Here is a 15061-nt window from a genome sequence, read left to right as displayed (position 1 = left end):
TCGCATCGAACATAGCGGGCGCGGGCGTCACGTCCAACCGGGTTCGGCTGTACCAGAACGAGCCGCCAAAGCCGCGCTGGACGAATTGCGCCCGTTTCGTCATACACCTGCGATACCGGAGGAACCATGCCTGCACAGTCCGACCTGACACCCAAGATGACGGCGGTCGAAGTCAACGACCTGCTGGATTCGGCCTATCCGCAACTCAACGAAGGCAGCAGCGCCTATGAGGCGATCGACGTTTTCCCGGGCGGCTGCACGGTCAGGCTCAACGCCACCGAGAAGCACCTCAGGCCCGGCGGCACCGTTTCAGGCCCTTGCCTGTTCACGCTGGCTGATATCGGCGGCTATGCCTGCGTGCTCTCCCATGCCGGGCCGGACGCTCTGTCGGTGACGGTCAACCTCGACATCAACTTCATGCGCAAGGCCGAGGCCGGGCCGATCGACGGTCATTGCCGCATCCTCAAGCTCGGCAGGAGCCTGATGGTGTTCGATATAGACATCGTGGCTGCCGGTCAGACCGTGGCATACGCGACGGGCACCTATTCGATCCCGCCGAAAAGAACGGCATAGTCCATCTGGAAATTGACAGGGGAATGCGTATATAATTGCGCATCAACAGTGAATGGAACGAGACAGCCGAGAGATCGTCAAGCGTTTGAAGCAGGAAGGCTTTGAACTGATTTCCGTTCGCGGTTCGCATCACAAGTTCCGCAAAGGCGATATCGTGCTGATCGTTCCTCATCCGAAAAAGGACCTGCCCATCGGCACGGCACGGGCAATCTCAAAGCTGGCGGGCTGGATTCGATAGGACTTTGCCATGAAAACCTATTTCGCTTTGGTCGAGAAGGACAAGGACAGCGCGTTCGGCGTACGCTTTCCCGATATTCCGGGGGTTTTTTCCGCGGCAGATCAACAGGACGACGTCGTCGCGCAAGCGGTGGAAGCATTGCAATTGTGGGCGGAAGACATGCCGCTTCCGGCCCCTTCACCGCACGAACAGATCGTTGCCGACGCCGATGTCCGCGAGGCGCTGGCGAAAGGAGCCTATCTGATTTCGGTGCCTCTCATCGACAACGACAGCGCAGTCGTGCGCGCCAACGTCACTTTCGAGCGCGGCATGCTGCGCGCCATTGATGCCGCAGCCCACGATCGAGGCCTGACCCGCTCGGCTTTCCTGGCGAGTGCGGCGCGGCGGGAAATCGAAGCCAAGCATTAACCTTGTATGAGGTAAAATAATACCTCATTCCTAACGCATTGATTTCGAAACAATTCTCTCGTCAATATCATATTTCAAGCGCTTGACGTACGCTCACCTCCCCTTTATGAGCTAACTCCGAAACAGCGGCCCGAAAAGGCCGCCGTTTTGTTATTGGCGGCTTTGGCCGGCAATCCAAGCAACAAGAAACGCCTTCCGGCTTCGTACGGAAGGTCCAACGAGAGCAAAACCATGGCAACCTTTTCGCAGAAGCCTGCGGACGTGGTGAAGAAGTGGGTGCTGATCGACGCCGAGGGTCTCGTCGTCGGCCGCCTCGCCTCCATCATCGCCAACCGTCTGCGCGGCAAACACAAGCCCACCTTCACCCCGCATGTCGACGACGGCGACAACGTCATCGTCATCAATGCCGACAAGGTGGTGTTCACCGGCAAGAAATACACCGACAAGGTCTACTACTGGCACACCGGCCATCCGGGCGGCATCAAGGAGCGCACCGCGCGCCAACTGCTCGAGGGCCGCTTCCCCGAGCGCGTCGTCGAGAAGGCCGTCGAGCGCATGATCCCGCGTGGCCCGCTCGGCCGTCGCCAGATGAAGAATCTCCGCGTCTACGCAGGCGCCGAGCATCCCCACACCGCCCAGCAGCCCGAGACGCTCGACGTCGGCGCGCTGAACGCCAAGAACAAGAGGGCTTCGTAATGGCTGAGCAGCTTTCCTCGCTCGCGGAACTCGGTTCGGTCGCGCAGACCGAGCAGCCGGCCGCGCCCGTCCACGTCCAGAAGCTCGACAAGTCGGGCCGCGCCTATGCCACCGGCAAGCGCAAGGACGCCATCGCCCGTGTCTGGGTCAAGCCCGGCTCCGGCAAGATCACGGTCAACGACAAGGAATTCGCGGCCTATTTCGCGCGTCCTGTCCTGCAGATGATCCTCAAGCAGCCGATCATCGCGGTCAACCGCGACGGCCAGTACGACATCGTCGCCACCGTCGCCGGCGGCGGCCTGTCCGGCCAGGCAGGCGCGGTGCGCCACGGCATTTCCAAGGCGCTGACCTATTACGAGCCGACGCTGCGCAGCGTGCTCAAGAAGGGCGGCTTCCTGACCCGCGACAGCCGCGTGGTCGAGCGCAAGAAGTACGGTAAGGCCAAGGCCCGTCGCAGCTTCCAGTTCTCCAAGCGCTAAGTTTCGGAGCAGTTCATCGAAAAGGCCGCCTCAGGGCGGCCTTTTTTATGACTGTCAGTTGATGCTCGCCGTCGCCGTCGGCCCGGACGTACGGCCTTGACCATAAGGCACCCGCCAGCCATTCGCCGCCAGCCAGTCTACGGCCGCCGCGGGCTCGTCCGTCTGGATGATGGTCGCGCCGCGATCGACCCAGAAGCCCCAGCTTTCGGCGGGCATGCCGGCCGCCGTCGCCAGCTCGTCGCCGCGGCCGCCGGCGAGGAAGCCGCCGGGCTTGTTCACGATCGCGTAGGTGTCGGCCCAGATGTGCCAGTCGCCGCGTATGGCGGCGGCGCGCATGTGACCGCTGAAGAGCGGGCCGCCGGTGGCGGTGAGCGTTGCCGCGCCGTCGCGCCAGTTGATCATCTCCATCGCATGCGGCGCAAACCTGTCGGCCACGGCCCGCACGAAGGCGGGATCGCGCACCGCATCGTCGGCGATGATCGGCATGAACTGGAAGCCGCCGCCGGCCTCCCGCATCGCCCGGCCGGTTTCTGCCATGCGTGCCGCATTCCAGAGGTTCTCCTTGACGACGACTTGTTCCGTCATGCCGAGATCGCGCGCGACCGCGATCATGTCCGGCAGATCGGCGACGGTGAGCTTGTTGTCGATGTTGACCAATATGCGGTCCCTGGCGGCGGCAAGGAACTCACGCAAGGTGGAAACCGTCTCGCCGGTCGGCTGCCCGGTTCTCTCGACAACGAGATAACATTGGCGAAGCTGTTCGAGCTTGTACTTCACGACCTCGCCCCTGCAGGTGGTGGTGCGGTCGAGCCAGCTATCGTGCATGACGATGAGCGTTCCGTCGCCGGCGCGGCGGACATCGACTTCAACCATTTCCGCACCGGCAGCGATCGAAGCCTTGAGTGCTGCAAGGGAGTTTTCCGGGAACAGCGTGTTGCCGTGCTGGAGACCGCCGCTGCGATGCGCGACGACCATGACGTGATCGCGCCAGAGATTGGCGTGCTGGAAGCGATCGAGAATCTGTTGAGCGCGGGTCTCGCCGGCATACGCGGCGCCAAGGCCGATCGAGGCAAAGACAAGCGCGGCCAGCGCCAGTTTCATGGTCCGCATCGCGAATCGCTCCGTGCCGCTCCCCATGCGGCGGGGAATAGGCATCGGCGATGACAGGGGCATGAACGAAGCCGGCTTGGAATTCGCTGGCCCGGCGGCACATGAACCGCTTCTGCGTCCGCAAAAGAAAGGGGCTCCGGAATGCCGGAGCCTCTTGTCTGTCTGGCGGACCGCCCGTCAGGCGGGAGCGATCAGTTCGCTTCCTTAGCCTTGTCCTGCTCTTCCTTGAGCTTCTTGGCGAAGTCCTCGTTGTTCTTCGCCACGAAGTCCTGGAGCTTCTTCTGGCGATCCTCGATGTCCGACTGCTTGAGCGCCGGGCCGTCGAAGGCGTCGCTGAAGCCGCTCAGGGCGATCTTGATCGGGTTGGGCTGGTTCTGGAAATTGATCGAGGTCAGCGTGATCTGCTGGCCCTTCTTGAAGGAGGTGACGAGCTGGTCGGTCAGCGGCACTTCCGCCACGCAGCGATCAGGAAAGCAGATGACGTAGTCGAGCTTCTGCGCCTTGCCGCCGTCGACCTGCAGGCCGATGCCCGGCTGCACCAGACGCCCCGAAGGCACGGTGACCTGAAAGACCTTGCGGTTCACCTTGCCGCGCAGGTCGATGAGGCTGACGCCGGTGATGAGCTGACCGTTGCCCGCCGTCACGATGTTCTGCACGTTGCAGATATCGACGTCCTCCTGCTTCGTGCAGGCTTTGAACCAGCCCTGCGGAACCTGCTGCTGCGCGGACGCGGCGGGAACGCCGGCGGCCAGGACACCAGCTACGCCGGCGGCCATGACGGATAGGCTAAGGGCTTTGCGGGTCAGGCTCTTCATGTGGTGCATTTCCTCTGAATGGTCCCGGGCGGCGGCTGGGGCGCCGCATCACGTGCTACCTCTTGCCGAAATGAGGCAACAGCATGACTTCGCCCGGCGTGTTACACCGACCGCCCGGCCGAATCCAGCCCGGAGGCCGGATTTCTTGACTGTGAACGCCAAGCCTTGCGGCTCATGCTACCTTGCCCGCCGAATCATGGAGCCTTCCCGCAGGAAACCGGCCATGCACCGTCTTTTTTCCTGGTTGACCGCCGCTTTTGTGGTTGCGACCCTCGCGCCGTCGGCAGCCGAGCCACGCTATGCCATCTCCATGCAGGGCGAGCCGGCGCTGCCGGCGGACTACACCCATTTCGACTATGCCAACCCGCAAGCGCCCAAGGGCGGCGCGATCACCTATTGCGTGGTCGGGTCTTTCGACAACCTCAACCCGTTCATCCTGAAAAGCCTGCGTACCACGGCACGCGGCATGATCGACACGATCTTCGGCAATCTGGTCTTCGAGCCGCTGATGCAGCGCAACATGAACGAGGCCTTCTCGCTCTACGGCCTGCTCGCCGACACGGCCGATATGAGCGACGACCGCAAGTCGATCGAGTTCCATCTCGATCCGAAAGCGAAATGGTCGGACGGCGAGCCGGTCACGCCCGACGACGTGCTGTTCACCTACGATGTCTTCACCGACAAGGGCCGCCCGCCCTATTCGGATCGCATGAAGAAGGTCGCCAAGCTGGAGAAGACCGGCGACCACAGCGTCAAGTTCACCTTCAACGACCTGGCGGACCGGGAATTTCCGCTCATCATCGCGATGACGCCGATCGTGCCGAAGCATGCGTTCGACAAGGAGACTTTTGATCGCACGACGCTGAAACCGCTCGTCGGCTCTGGCCCCTACACGGTGGCCGAGGTCAAACCCGGCGACCGCATCGTTTTCAAGCGCAATCCCGACTATTGGGGCAAAGACATCCCTTCCAAGCGCGGCTTCGACAATTACGACACGATCACCATCCAGTATTTCCTCAACGCCAACGCGCAGTTCGAGGCCTTCAAGAAGGGCATTTGCTCTGCCTATGCCGGCTCGTCCTACACCGGCATGGGCCCCTTGCAGGCCGAGCGCGACTTCGATTTTCCCGCCGCCGAGCAGGGCAAGGTCATCGTCAAGGATTTTCCGCTCGGCATCCCGCCGGTGGTCACCGGGTTCATGTTCAACACCCGCCTTGAAAAATTCGCCGATCCGAAGGTGCGTCGGGCGCTCGGCATGCTCTACGATTTCGACTGGGCCAACAAGAACCTGTTCGGCGGCAAGTTCACCCGCACCATGAGCTATTGGCAGGGATCGGAGCTTTCCGCCCTCGGACATCCCGCCGGCGACAAGGAGAAGGCGCTGCTCGCCCCCTTCCCCGGTCGGGTTCCGCCCGACGTGATGGACGGCACGTGGCGGCCGCCGGTAACGGACGGGTCGGGACAGGACCGCAAGGCGCTCAAGGCCGCCTACGACCTGCTCAAGAGTGCCGGCTACCATATCGACGGCGGCAAGATGCTCGATCGGCAAGGTCACCCTTTCGGTTTCGAGATCATCACGTCCGGCGATGAGCAGGAGCGGCTGGCGGCGCTCTACCAGCGCACGTTGAGCAAGCTCGGCATCGACGTCTCGATCCGGGCGCTGGACGGCGACCAGATCCAGTCGCGCAAGCAGCGCTTCGACTTCGAGGTGATCGTCGGCTCCACCGGCTTCAGCAATTCGCTGTCTCCCGGTTTCGAGCAGGTCGGGCGCTGGGGCTCGGAATACGCCAATGTCGAAGGCTCGTTCAATCTGGCAGGCGTCGCCGATCCGGCCGTCGACGCGGCGATCAAGGCGATGTTGAACGCGCGAGCGAAGGACGATTACGTGGCGGCGGTGCGCGTGCTCGATCGACTTCTGATCTCGGGCGCCTATATGGTCCCCTTGCAGCACGCCGCCGGTCAGTGGGTCGCCTACTGGAACTATCTGAAGTATCCGGACAAGACCCCGCTGTTCGGGTTCCAGTTGCCGGCCTGGTGGCGCAAGACGCAGTAGAGTAACAGGCGCCAGTCATAGCGTCATCCCGGAAGTCGCTTGCAGCGAAGCGAAAAGCGGCTATCCGGGATCCATTCCATGATCTTGGACCGTTCCGGAATGGATCCCGGCTCCACGCTCGCAAGCTCGCTTGGCCGGGATGACGCGAGAAAGTGCGCCAAGACCAAAAGGAAAAAGTCATGGCCGCGACCTCCCTCTCAATCGACGTCGTCTCGGACGTGGTCTGCCCGTGGTGCTATCTCGGCGAAAAGCGCCTGGAGGCTGCCGTCGCGAGCGTCGACGACGTCGATGTGCATATTCGCTGGCGGCCGTTCCAGCTCGACCCGACGATCCCGCCGCAGGGCAAGGACCGGACCGAATACATGCGCGCCAAGTTCGGCGACATGGAGCGGCTGCGCGAAAGCCATGAAAGGCTTGCCTCGCTCGGGGCGGTCGAGGGCATCTCCTTCGATTTCGACGCCATCAAGATGTCGCCCAACACGCTCGACGCGCACCGCGTGATCCGCTGGGCGGGAAGCGCCGGCGAGGACGTCCAGAACCGCGTCGTCGAAGAACTGTTCAGCCGCTATTTCGAACGCGGCCAGGACACCGGCGACCGCGCAGTCCTGATCGAGGCAGCGGGTGCGGCCGGAATGGACGCGGCGATGGTCGAGGCGCTGCTGGCGACCGACGCCGATGCCGACGCGGTGCGCGCCGAGATCGCCACCGCCTCGCGTATGGGCATCACCGGCGTGCCGTGCTTCCTGATCGAGAGCAAATATGCGGTGATGGGCGCGCAGGAAACCGCCGTGCTTGCCGACGCGATCCGCCAGGTGGCGGCGGCGAAGGCGAACGGAGAGCTGGAAAGCGCCGAATAGACGGCTTCATTGCCGCCTCGATGCATGAGGACGGTCGATTCACGCCCTGGATGCCGGGCATGCGTGCTGACGAACGCGGGGTCCTAGGGCTCTAGGAGCGATGACCGGAGTCGTCGGCATCGCCGCCCATGCCCATCCCCATGCCGCCGCCCATGCCTCCACCGCCCATGCCTCCGCCCATTCCGCCGCCGCCTCCCCGAGCGCCGGAACGGCGTCCCTCCGATCCACCGCCCTTGCCGCGGCCTCCCCCTCCCGAGGGGCGGGTCGGGCCTTGCATGGGGATCGTCAGGTCGGCTGGAATCGGCGCCAGGTCGAGCGCCTGGCGGATAAAATCGCGCAGGGAGACGACGAGGTCGTGCGTGTGCACGGGGCGGCCGGCGACAAGCTCGCGCGCGGCATGCTCGGCCAGCCGCACCTGTTCCTCCGTGCCGAGCAGGATGATATCGGCAAGCGCCGCCTCGACCGCGTCGCGGATGCGGCGCGGCCGGTCCGACGCGTCCGTTCCGGGCACGGCGAGCGCGACCGTTTCCTGCTCCCCGCCGTCCGGCTCCGCCACCTCGACCGGCGGCGCGCGCAGGTCACGCAAATGTCTCGGATCGACGGCGAGCGTGCCGGTAAAGGAGCCGCCCAGCACCTTGTAGGCGGAGATCAGGGTCTTCAGCCGCTCGTTGATCTGCCGGTTCGCCCGCTCGCGGCGCTGCTGGATGGTCATCATCATGACCAGCCGCACACCCATGCTGATGAGGGTGAACAGTGCCAGGCCGAGCAGCGTCACGAGGATGCTGTGCCATGAACTGAAATCGAGATTGCGCAAGCGCTCCTCCGTGGCTGATGCGGGGCATCATCACGATCAGGAATAAAGCATTCGGAGATGCCGATCCAGCAAGTCCGACCCCCCTCTCGAGGAGACGGATTATGCGACCGCCAGTTTCGCCAGTTGCGTCATGATGACGGCCGATCCCGCCAGGCGCTTGGTCGCCTTCGGCCAGTCGCGCATGACCACGATGGAGTGATCCGGCCGGATCTTCGCCAGCGATCCCTGGTCGCCGATGAATTTCACCAGCCCGGCCGGGTTGGCGAAGGTCTTGTTGCGGAACTGGATGACCACGCCCTTCGGGCCGGCGTCGAGCTTCTCGACATTGGCCTTGAGGCACAGAGCCTTGATGAAGACGATCTTCAAAAGATGCTGCACCTCGTCCGGCAACGGGCCGAAACGGTCGATGAGTTCGGCGCCGAAGGCGTCGATCTCCTCGGGCGTCTGCAGGTCGCCGAGCCGGCGGTAGAGCGCCAGCCGCAGTTGCAGGTCGGGCACGTAGCTTTCCGGGATCATCACCGCCGTGCCGATGGCGATCTGCGGCGACCAGCCGCTGTCCTGGGCCTCGCCGGTATGCTTCACCTCGGCCACGGCCTCCTCCAGCATCTGCTGGTAGAGCTCGAAGCCGACCTCCTTGATGTGGCCGGACTGCTCCTCGCCAAGCAGGTTGCCGGCGCCGCGAATGTCGAGGTCGTGGCTGGCGAGCTGGAAGCCGGCGCCGAGCGACTCCAGCGATTGCAGCACTTTCAGGCGACGGTCGGCGGTGTCGGTCAGCTTACGGTTGGCCGGCAGCGTGAACAGCGCGTAGGCGCGCACCTTGGAGCGCCCAACCCGACCGCGAAGCTGGTAGAGCTGCGCCAGGCCGAACATGTCGGCGCGGTGCACGATCAGCGTGTTGGCGGTCGGAATGTCGAGGCCGGATTCCACGATGGTGGTGGACAAAAGCACATCGTACTGGCCGTCGTAGAAGGCGTTCATGATGTCGTCCAACTCGCCGGGCGGCATCTGGCCGTGGGCCACGGCGACCTTCAGCTCCGGCACCTGTTCCCTCAGGAAATCATGGATTTCGGCCAGGTCGCTGATGCGCGGCACGACATAGAACGAATGGCCGCCGCGATAGCGCTCGCGCAGCAGCGTCTCGCGGATCACCAGCGGGTCGAAGGGCGAGATGAAGGTGCGCACCGCCATGCGGTCCACCGGCGGGGTTGCGATGAGCGACAGCTCGCGCACGCCCGTCAGCGCCAGTTGCAGCGTGCGCGGGATCGGCGTTGCCGACAGCGTCAGCACATGCACGTCGCTCTTCAGTTCCTTCAGCCGTTCCTTGTGCTTGACGCCGAAATGCTGCTCCTCGTCGACGATCAGCAGGCCGAGGTTCTTGAAATTGATCGCCGAACCGAGCAGCGCGTGGGTGCCGACGACGATATCGACCGTGCCGTCGGCGATGCCTTTCTTGACCTCGGCCAGTTCCTTGGCGCCGACAAGGCGCGAGGCCTGCGCCACCCGCACCGGCAGGCCGGAGAAGCGCTGCGAAAAGGTCTTGAAGTGCTGGCGCGCCAGAAGCGTGGTCGGCACCACGACCGCGACCTGGAACCCTTCCATTGCGGCGACGAAAGCGGCGCGCAGCGCAACCTCCGTCTTGCCGAATCCAACGTCGCCGCAGATCAGCCGGTCCATCGGCTTGCCGGCGGACAGATCGTCTGCCACGGCGTCGATTGCCGCCTGCTGGTCGTCGGTCTCCTCATAGGGGAAGCGCGCGGCGAACTCGCCATAGACGCCCTCCTGCGGGATCATCACGGGCGCGGACCGCATCTGCCGCTCGGCGGCGATGCGGATCAGCTGCCCGGCCATATCGAGCAGGCGCTTCTTCAGCCGCGCCTTGCGCGCCTGCCAGGCGCCGCCGCCCAGCCTGTCGAGCGGTGCCTCGGCCGAATCGGAGCCGTAGCGCGACAGAAGTTCGATGTTCTCGACGGGCAGGAACAGCCGGTCGTCGCCGGCATAGTGGATTTCGAGGCAATCGTGCGGTGCGCCGGCCGCCTCGATGGTGCGCAGACCTATGAAGCGGCCAATGCCGTGGTCGGCATGGACGACGATATCGCCGGCAGACAGCGAGGAAGCTTCCGCGATGAAATCGGCAGCGCGGCGCTTCTTCGAGCGGCGCACCAGCCGGTCGCCGAGAATGTCCTGCTCGGCCACGACCACCAGATCGTCGGTCTCGAAGCCGGTTTCCAACGGCAGCACGGCAAGCGCCGCCTGACCGACGTCCAGCTTCTCGGCCACGGCCAACGTCTCGACGCGCTTGAGGTTTTCCAGATGGTGCTCGGCCAAGATCTGAGCCAGCCGATCGAGCGAGCCCTCGGTCCAGCCGGCGACGACGACACGGCGCTTCTTCGCCCGTTCCTCGGCGATATGACGAGACGCCACCTCGAACACGTTGGCGTTCGGGTCGGCACGCTCCTCGGCGAAGCTCCGACCGGCGCGCGAACCGGCGTGAAGCACCTTGCGGCCGCCGGCCTCGGGCGCGGCGAAGGGCGTCAGTTCGACCTGAACGCGGTCGGCCGCCCCGGCTTTGACCTCGTCGGGCGAGAGATACATGAGGTTTGGCGCGACCGGCTTGTAAGGCACGGCGTCCTTCAGCGCGCCCTGGTTGCGGCGCGCCTCGTAGTGGTCGAGGATCAGCTTGTGGCGCTCGTCCAGCGCTTCGTGAGCGAGGTGATCGAACACGACCGGGACATCCGGCAGATAGTCGAAGACCGTGTCCAGCTTCTCGTAGAAGAAGGGCAGCCAGTGTTCCATGCCGGCGAAGCGGCGCCCCTCACTGACGGCGGCATAGAGCGCGTCGTCGCGCGACGGCGCTCCGAACGCCTCGATATAGGCGCGACGGAAGCGGCTGATCGTGTCGGGCGTCAGCGCGACCTCGCTCATGGCCTGCATGACGAGTTGATTGCGCTGGCCGGTGGTGCGCTGGCTGGCGGGATCGAAGGCGCGGATCGATTCCAGCGTGTCGCCGAAGAAATCGAGCCGCAGCGCCTCGTCGGCGCCCGGCGCATAAAGGTCGAGGATGCCGCCGCGTACGGCGAATTCGCCGACTTCGCGGACGGTCGGCACGCGCTCGAAACCGGCCGTCTCCAGCCGCCTGACCAGTTGCTCCATATCGATCCGGTTGCCCGGTTTTGCGCGCAGCGCCTGCGCCTCGATGGCCTCGGCGGGCGGCACGCGCTGCAACAGCGCATTGGCGGTGGTGAGCACCAGCGCCCGATGCGGCTTTGTCGCCAGCGCCGCCATGCCGGCCAGCGCGTCGAGGCGGCGGGCGGCCGCATCCGCGCCGGGCGAGACGCGGTCGTAGGGCAGGCAGTCCCAGGCGGGCAGTTCGAGCACCGGCAGATCCGGAGCGGCGAAGGCCAGCCCGTCGATGATGGCAGGCAGGCGCTGGCCGTCGCGCGCGACGAACAGCAGCGGTCCATCCGCCGCAGCCTCAGCGGCGAGCCGAGCGAGCGCGAAGGCTTCGTAACCGTCGGCGACGCCGTCGACCAGAAAGGAGCCGGTGCCATCCTTCGGCAGGCCAATTTTGGGAATGAGACTCATCAAATCACGTCTGGAATGCGGACAGGCTCAGGCGCCTGCGGTCAGGAGCGGGCGGTACGGCCAAAGGCCAGGATTCGTTGCAGCAGCGGACACTCCAGAGTTTTCGGCACCGGGCTTTCGCCGGTCACGTACTGGAAGAACTCCGTATCCGGGATGTCGAGGAGCCTTTCATATTGGTCGAGTTCGTCGCCGGTCAAGCCATCCACCGTGCTATCGGCGAACGGGCCGAGGATCAGGTCCATCTCGCGCATGCCGCGATGCCAGGAGCGGAATCTGAGCTTCTTGCGGCGCGGATGCAGGTCGCCGGTCACGGGGTTTGCCGCTTCTGCCGTTCCGGTCATGACACAATCCTCGGTTACGAGCGCGATATAGCGTGGATAGGCGGGAGTGTCAGCCTTGCAACGCGACAGGGAGTTTCTAATCTCCCCCGATGTTCGATGCTGCTGACACGTCGCTACCCCCACCCCTAACCCCTCCCCGCAAGGGGGAGGGGAAGCTGCCGCTCGCAAAGTCCCCCTCCCCCTTGCGGGGAGGGGTCAGGGGTGGGGGTATTCGGCAGGCGCGACACTAGACATGCGCCCTTCCCTCCTCGATCCGCTGTTTGCGCCCCTCACCTCGCTGGCCGGCATAGGTGCCAAGGTCGCGACCCTGATTGAACGCGTACTGCCCCTCGATCTCGGCGGGCGCGAGGCGCGGGTAGGCGACCTGCTGTTCGTCCTGCCCAACTCGGTCATCGACCGTCGCAGCCGTCCCGGTATCGCCGGATCGGCCGAAGGCCAGATCGTCACGCTGGACCTCAGGATCGACCGCCATCAGCCGCCGCCGCGCGGCAATCGCAGCGCGCCGTACCGCATCTTCGCCCACGACGACACTGGCGAGATCGCACTGACCTTCTTCCATGCCCACGCCGCGTATCTGGAAAAGCAATTGCCCGAGGGCGCTGACGTGGTGGTCTCGGGCCGCATGGAATGGTTCAACGGCCGGCCTTCCATGGTGCATCCCGACCATATGGCGCTGGCCGAGGAAGCGGAAAATCTGCCGCTGGTCGAGCCGGTCTATCCGCTGACGGCGGGCCTGTCGCCGAAGGTGCTGCGCCGGGCCATCGGCCAGAGCCTGGAGCGCCTGCCGGCGATGCCGGAATGGCTCGACCCCGCTTTCATGAGGAAACACGGCTTCGCGCTGTTCGGCGAAGCTCTTGCCCGCCTCCACAACCCGGAAAGCCCGCTCGACGCCTCGCCGGAAAACGCGGCCTGGCGCAGGCTCGCCTATGACGAGTTCCTGGCCGGGCAGGTCTCGCTGGCGCTGGTGCGCGCCCGCGTGCGGCGGCTGTCCGGCCGGCCGCTGACCGGCGACGGCTCAATCGTCGCCAGGCTGCGCGCCGCCCTGCCTTATTCGCTGACGGGATCGCAGGAGGCCGCGCTCGCCGAAATCCTCGCCGATCTCGCCGAATCGGACCGCATGCTGCGCCTGCTGCAAGGCGACGTCGGGTCGGGCAAGACGGTGGTGGCGCTGCTTGCGATGGCGCGCGCGGTCGAGGCTGGCGGCCAGGCGGCGCTGATGGCGCCGACCGAGATCCTCGCGCGCCAGCATCTCGCCACCATCGCCCCGCTTGCCGAGCGCGCCGGGTTGCGCACGGCGATCCTCACGGGGCGCGAGAAGGGGCGCGAACGCAGCGACACGCTCGCCGGGTTGGCGGACGGCTCCATCGACATCGTGGTCGGCACGCACGCGCTGTTCCAGGAAGCGGTGGCGTTCCAGAACCTCGCCTTCGCCGTGGTCGACGAGCAGCATCGCTTCGGCGTTCACCAGCGCCTCGCCATGACCGCCAAGGGCGACGCGCCCGACATGCTGGTGATGACGGCGACGCCTATCCCGCGCACGCTGGTACTGACGGCCTTCGGCGATATGGACGTGTCCAAGCTTACCGAGAAGCCGGCTGGTCGCCAGCCGGTGCGCACCGTCACGCTACCGATGGAACGGCTGCCGGAACTGGTGGGACGTATCCGCGATGCGGTTTCGGAAGGCCAGAAAATCTACTGGATCTGTCCGCTGGTCGAGGAATCGGAAGAGGCGAAGCTGATGTCGGCGCAGGAGCGCTACGACGCGCTGAAGCCGGTGTTCGGCGACCGGCTCGGCCTCGTCCACGGCCGCATGAAGGGCACCGACAAGGATGCCGCCATGCGCGCCTTCAAGGAAGGCGAGACGCGGGTTCTGGTCGCCACCACCGTCATCGAGGTCGGTGTCGACGTACCGGACGCCACCATCATGGTGATCGAGCATGCCGAGCGTTTTGGCCTCGCGCAGCTTCACCAGTTGCGCGGGCGGGTCGGGCGCGGCTCGAAGCCAAGTTCCTGTGTGCTGCTCTACAAGGAACCGCTCAGCGAAACCGCCACGCGGCGGCTGTCGGTTATGCGCGAGACGGAGGACGGGTTCGTCATCGCCGAGGAAGACCTGAAACTGCGCGGCGAAGGCGAATTGCTGGGCACGCGCCAATCGGGCACGCCGGGCTTCCAGGTCGCGCGCATCGAATTCCACGCCGACCTCCTGGAAGCCGCGCGCGATGATGCGCGGCTGATCCTGTCGCGCGATCCCGACCTGCAATCGGAGCGCGGCGAGGCGCTGAGGCTGCTGCTTTATTTGTTCGGGCGCGACGAGGCGGTGCGCTTGCTGAGAGCCGGTTGAGGAAGGCGCCCGGCAGGCGGATTGCCGATCTCGATCGGCTGTCCGTCCGCCCCCAGGATCGGCTTCTTCACCTCCGGCGCCACCAGCCCGGCCGAGACGATCAGCTTGGCGGCGTCCTCGATGGTCATGTCGAGCATGACGATCTCGGACTTGCGCACATACATCAGGAAGCCGGTGGTCGGATTGGGCGTGCAGGGCATGAAGACGGCGATCAGCGGATCGCTCGGCCTGTCGAGTTTCTGGCCGATCTCCGTCTCCTTCTCTCCGGCGACGAAGACCAGCGACCAGACGTCCTTGCGCGGATATTCGACCATGCCGACCTGACGGAACATGTTGCCTTTTTCGGCGAAGACGGTCTGGAAAATCTGCTTGAGCGAGCCGTAGATGCCGCGCACCAGCGGCATTCGGCCGAGCAGACGCTCGCCGAAGCCGACGACGGCGCGGCCGACGATGTTGGCGGTCAAAAAGCCGATCAGAGTGATCAGCACCAGCGCCACGATCAGCCCGAAGCCGGGCACCGGGAACGGCAGATAGGCGTCGGGGCTGTAACGATAGGGGATATAGGGCTTCACCCAGGAATCGACCCAGCCGATGAAGGACCAGGCGATATAGGCCGTGATCGCCAGCGGCGCGCAGACGATGAAGCCGGTCAGGAAATAGTTCCTCAACCGGGTCATTCCGGAAATCTTCGGAGTCTCCGACATTACCACCGCCGCCTCATTGCAACGCAGCATAAAAGAAAAACGCGCCTCTT

The 15061-nt window shown here is 65.0% G+C and carries 14 protein-coding genes; 8 read left to right on the top strand and 6 right to left on the bottom strand.

Going from position 1 to position 15061, the window contains the following annotated elements; translation table 11 throughout:
• The first annotated feature begins 126 nt into the window (after nt 1-126).
• The 5 genes from ABMA46_RS09965 (at nt 127) to rpsI (ending at nt 2394) form a co-directional block, all read left to right on the top strand.
• The gene (locus ABMA46_RS09965; RefSeq protein ID WP_348999179.1) at nt 127-573 is read left to right on the top strand and encodes a PaaI family thioesterase; all 447 of its coding nucleotides are present in this window, start codon (nt 127-129) and stop codon (nt 571-573) included.
• Between the two features lie 52 nt (nt 574-625).
• Nucleotides 626-811 (top strand): type II toxin-antitoxin system HicA family toxin, encoded by a 186-nt coding sequence (locus ABMA46_RS09960; RefSeq protein ID WP_348999178.1) that lies wholly within the window; start codon nt 626-628, stop codon nt 809-811.
• 9 nt (nt 812-820) lie between these two features.
• Nucleotides 821-1219, top strand: a complete 399-nt coding sequence (locus ABMA46_RS09955) for a type II toxin-antitoxin system HicB family antitoxin (RefSeq protein WP_136358176.1) — start codon at nt 821-823, stop codon at nt 1217-1219.
• Between the two features lie 231 nt (nt 1220-1450).
• Nucleotides 1451-1915 (top strand): 50S ribosomal protein L13, encoded by a 465-nt coding sequence (gene rplM, locus ABMA46_RS09950; RefSeq protein WP_348999177.1) that lies wholly within the window; start codon nt 1451-1453, stop codon nt 1913-1915.
• Nucleotides 1915-2394 carry a 30S ribosomal protein S9 gene (rpsI, locus tag ABMA46_RS09945; RefSeq protein WP_348999176.1) on the top strand — a complete coding sequence of 160 codons (480 nt, stop codon included), beginning with the start codon at nt 1915-1917 and terminating at the stop codon, nt 2392-2394. The genes rplM and rpsI overlap by 1 nt, the downstream gene beginning before the upstream one ends.
• Nucleotides 2395-2448: 54 nt before the next feature.
• Here the strand turns inward: rpsI and ABMA46_RS09940 are convergent, their stop codons facing one another.
• Both ABMA46_RS09940 and ABMA46_RS09935 read right to left on the bottom strand, forming a co-directional pair.
• Nucleotides 2449-3504 carry a glycerophosphodiester phosphodiesterase family protein gene (locus tag ABMA46_RS09940; RefSeq protein ID WP_348999175.1) on the bottom strand — a complete coding sequence of 352 codons (1056 nt, stop codon included), beginning with the start codon at nt 3502-3504 and terminating at the stop codon, nt 2449-2451.
• A 191-nt stretch (nt 3505-3695) separates the two neighbouring features.
• On the bottom strand, nt 3696-4319 hold the full coding sequence (locus ABMA46_RS09935) for an invasion associated locus B family protein (RefSeq protein ID WP_348999174.1): 624 nt from the start codon (nt 4317-4319) through the stop codon (nt 3696-3698).
• 223 nt (nt 4320-4542) lie between these two features.
• On the opposite strand from ABMA46_RS09935, the gene ABMA46_RS09930 reads away from it, so the two are divergent.
• Nucleotides 4543-6372: an extracellular solute-binding protein gene (locus ABMA46_RS09930; protein ID WP_348999173.1), complete on the top strand. Its 1830-nt coding sequence runs from the start codon at nt 4543-4545 to the stop codon at nt 6370-6372.
• Between the two features lie 179 nt (nt 6373-6551).
• Nucleotides 6552-7229, top strand: a complete 678-nt coding sequence (locus ABMA46_RS09925) for a DsbA family oxidoreductase (RefSeq protein ID WP_348999172.1) — start codon at nt 6552-6554, stop codon at nt 7227-7229.
• A gap of 91 nt (nt 7230-7320) precedes the next feature.
• Here ABMA46_RS09925 and ABMA46_RS09920 read toward each other — a convergent pair whose 3' ends face one another.
• The 3 genes from ABMA46_RS09920 to ABMA46_RS09910 all read right to left on the bottom strand — a co-directional run bounded on the left by ABMA46_RS09920 (nt 7321) and on the right by ABMA46_RS09910 (nt 11966).
• Nucleotides 7321-8043, bottom strand: a complete 723-nt coding sequence (locus ABMA46_RS09920; RefSeq protein ID WP_348999171.1) for a hypothetical protein — start codon at nt 8041-8043, stop codon at nt 7321-7323.
• Between the two features lie 99 nt (nt 8044-8142).
• A complete protein-coding gene (gene mfd, locus ABMA46_RS09915) occupies nt 8143-11625 on the bottom strand; it encodes a transcription-repair coupling factor (protein ID WP_348999170.1) in 3483 nt (1160 codons plus the stop codon).
• A 41-nt stretch (nt 11626-11666) separates the two neighbouring features.
• A complete protein-coding gene (locus tag ABMA46_RS09910; protein WP_348999169.1) occupies nt 11667-11966 on the bottom strand; it encodes an FAD assembly factor SdhE in 300 nt (99 codons plus the stop codon).
• Nucleotides 11967-12198: 232 nt separating this feature from the next.
• Here ABMA46_RS09910 and recG point away from each other — a divergent pair, with 232 nt between their 5' ends.
• Nucleotides 12199-14307, top strand: a complete 2109-nt coding sequence (gene recG / locus ABMA46_RS09905) for an ATP-dependent DNA helicase RecG (RefSeq protein WP_348999168.1) — start codon at nt 12199-12201, stop codon at nt 14305-14307.
• On the opposite strand, the gene ABMA46_RS09900 is transcribed toward recG, so the two are convergent.
• Nucleotides 14259-15011: a DUF502 domain-containing protein gene (locus ABMA46_RS09900; protein WP_348999167.1), complete on the bottom strand. Its 753-nt coding sequence runs from the start codon at nt 15009-15011 to the stop codon at nt 14259-14261. The genes recG and ABMA46_RS09900 overlap by 49 nt on opposite strands.
• Nucleotides 15012-15061 lie beyond the last annotated feature (50 nt).

Source organism: Mesorhizobium hunchu (genome assembly GCF_040081975.1).
Taxonomy (GTDB): domain Bacteria; phylum Pseudomonadota; class Alphaproteobacteria; order Rhizobiales; family Rhizobiaceae; genus Mesorhizobium; species Mesorhizobium hunchu.
This window is presented reverse-complemented; position numbering and strand designations above follow the sequence as displayed.

What these genes read in the sequence shown, in the direction of transcription:
- ABMA46_RS09965 (WP_348999179.1), top strand. Translation starts at nt 127, where the DNA reads ATGCCTGCACAGTCCGACCTGACACCCAAGATGACGGCGGTCGAAGTC.
- ABMA46_RS09960 (WP_348999178.1), top strand. Translation starts at nt 626, where the DNA reads ATGGAACGAGACAGCCGAGAGATCGTCAAGCGTTTGAAGCAGGAAGGC.
- ABMA46_RS09955 (WP_136358176.1), top strand. Translation starts at nt 821, where the DNA reads ATGAAAACCTATTTCGCTTTGGTCGAGAAGGACAAGGACAGCGCGTTC.
- rplM (WP_348999177.1), top strand. Translation starts at nt 1,451, where the DNA reads ATGGCAACCTTTTCGCAGAAGCCTGCGGACGTGGTGAAGAAGTGGGTG.
- rpsI (WP_348999176.1), top strand. Translation starts at nt 1,915, where the DNA reads ATGGCTGAGCAGCTTTCCTCGCTCGCGGAACTCGGTTCGGTCGCGCAG.
- ABMA46_RS09940 (WP_348999175.1), bottom strand. Translation starts at nt 3,504, where the DNA reads ATGCGGACCATGAAACTGGCGCTGGCCGCGCTTGTCTTTGCCTCGATC.
- ABMA46_RS09935 (WP_348999174.1), bottom strand. Translation starts at nt 4,319, where the DNA reads ATGAAGAGCCTGACCCGCAAAGCCCTTAGCCTATCCGTCATGGCCGCC.
- ABMA46_RS09930 (WP_348999173.1), top strand. Translation starts at nt 4,543, where the DNA reads ATGCACCGTCTTTTTTCCTGGTTGACCGCCGCTTTTGTGGTTGCGACC.
- ABMA46_RS09925 (WP_348999172.1), top strand. Translation starts at nt 6,552, where the DNA reads ATGGCCGCGACCTCCCTCTCAATCGACGTCGTCTCGGACGTGGTCTGC.
- mfd (WP_348999170.1), bottom strand. Translation starts at nt 11,625, where the DNA reads ATGAGTCTCATTCCCAAAATTGGCCTGCCGAAGGATGGCACCGGCTCC.
- ABMA46_RS09910 (WP_348999169.1), bottom strand. Translation starts at nt 11,966, where the DNA reads ATGACCGGAACGGCAGAAGCGGCAAACCCCGTGACCGGCGACCTGCAT.
- recG (WP_348999168.1), top strand. Translation starts at nt 12,199, where the DNA reads ATGCGCCCTTCCCTCCTCGATCCGCTGTTTGCGCCCCTCACCTCGCTG.
- ABMA46_RS09900 (WP_348999167.1), bottom strand. Translation starts at nt 15,011, where the DNA reads ATGTCGGAGACTCCGAAGATTTCCGGAATGACCCGGTTGAGGAACTAT.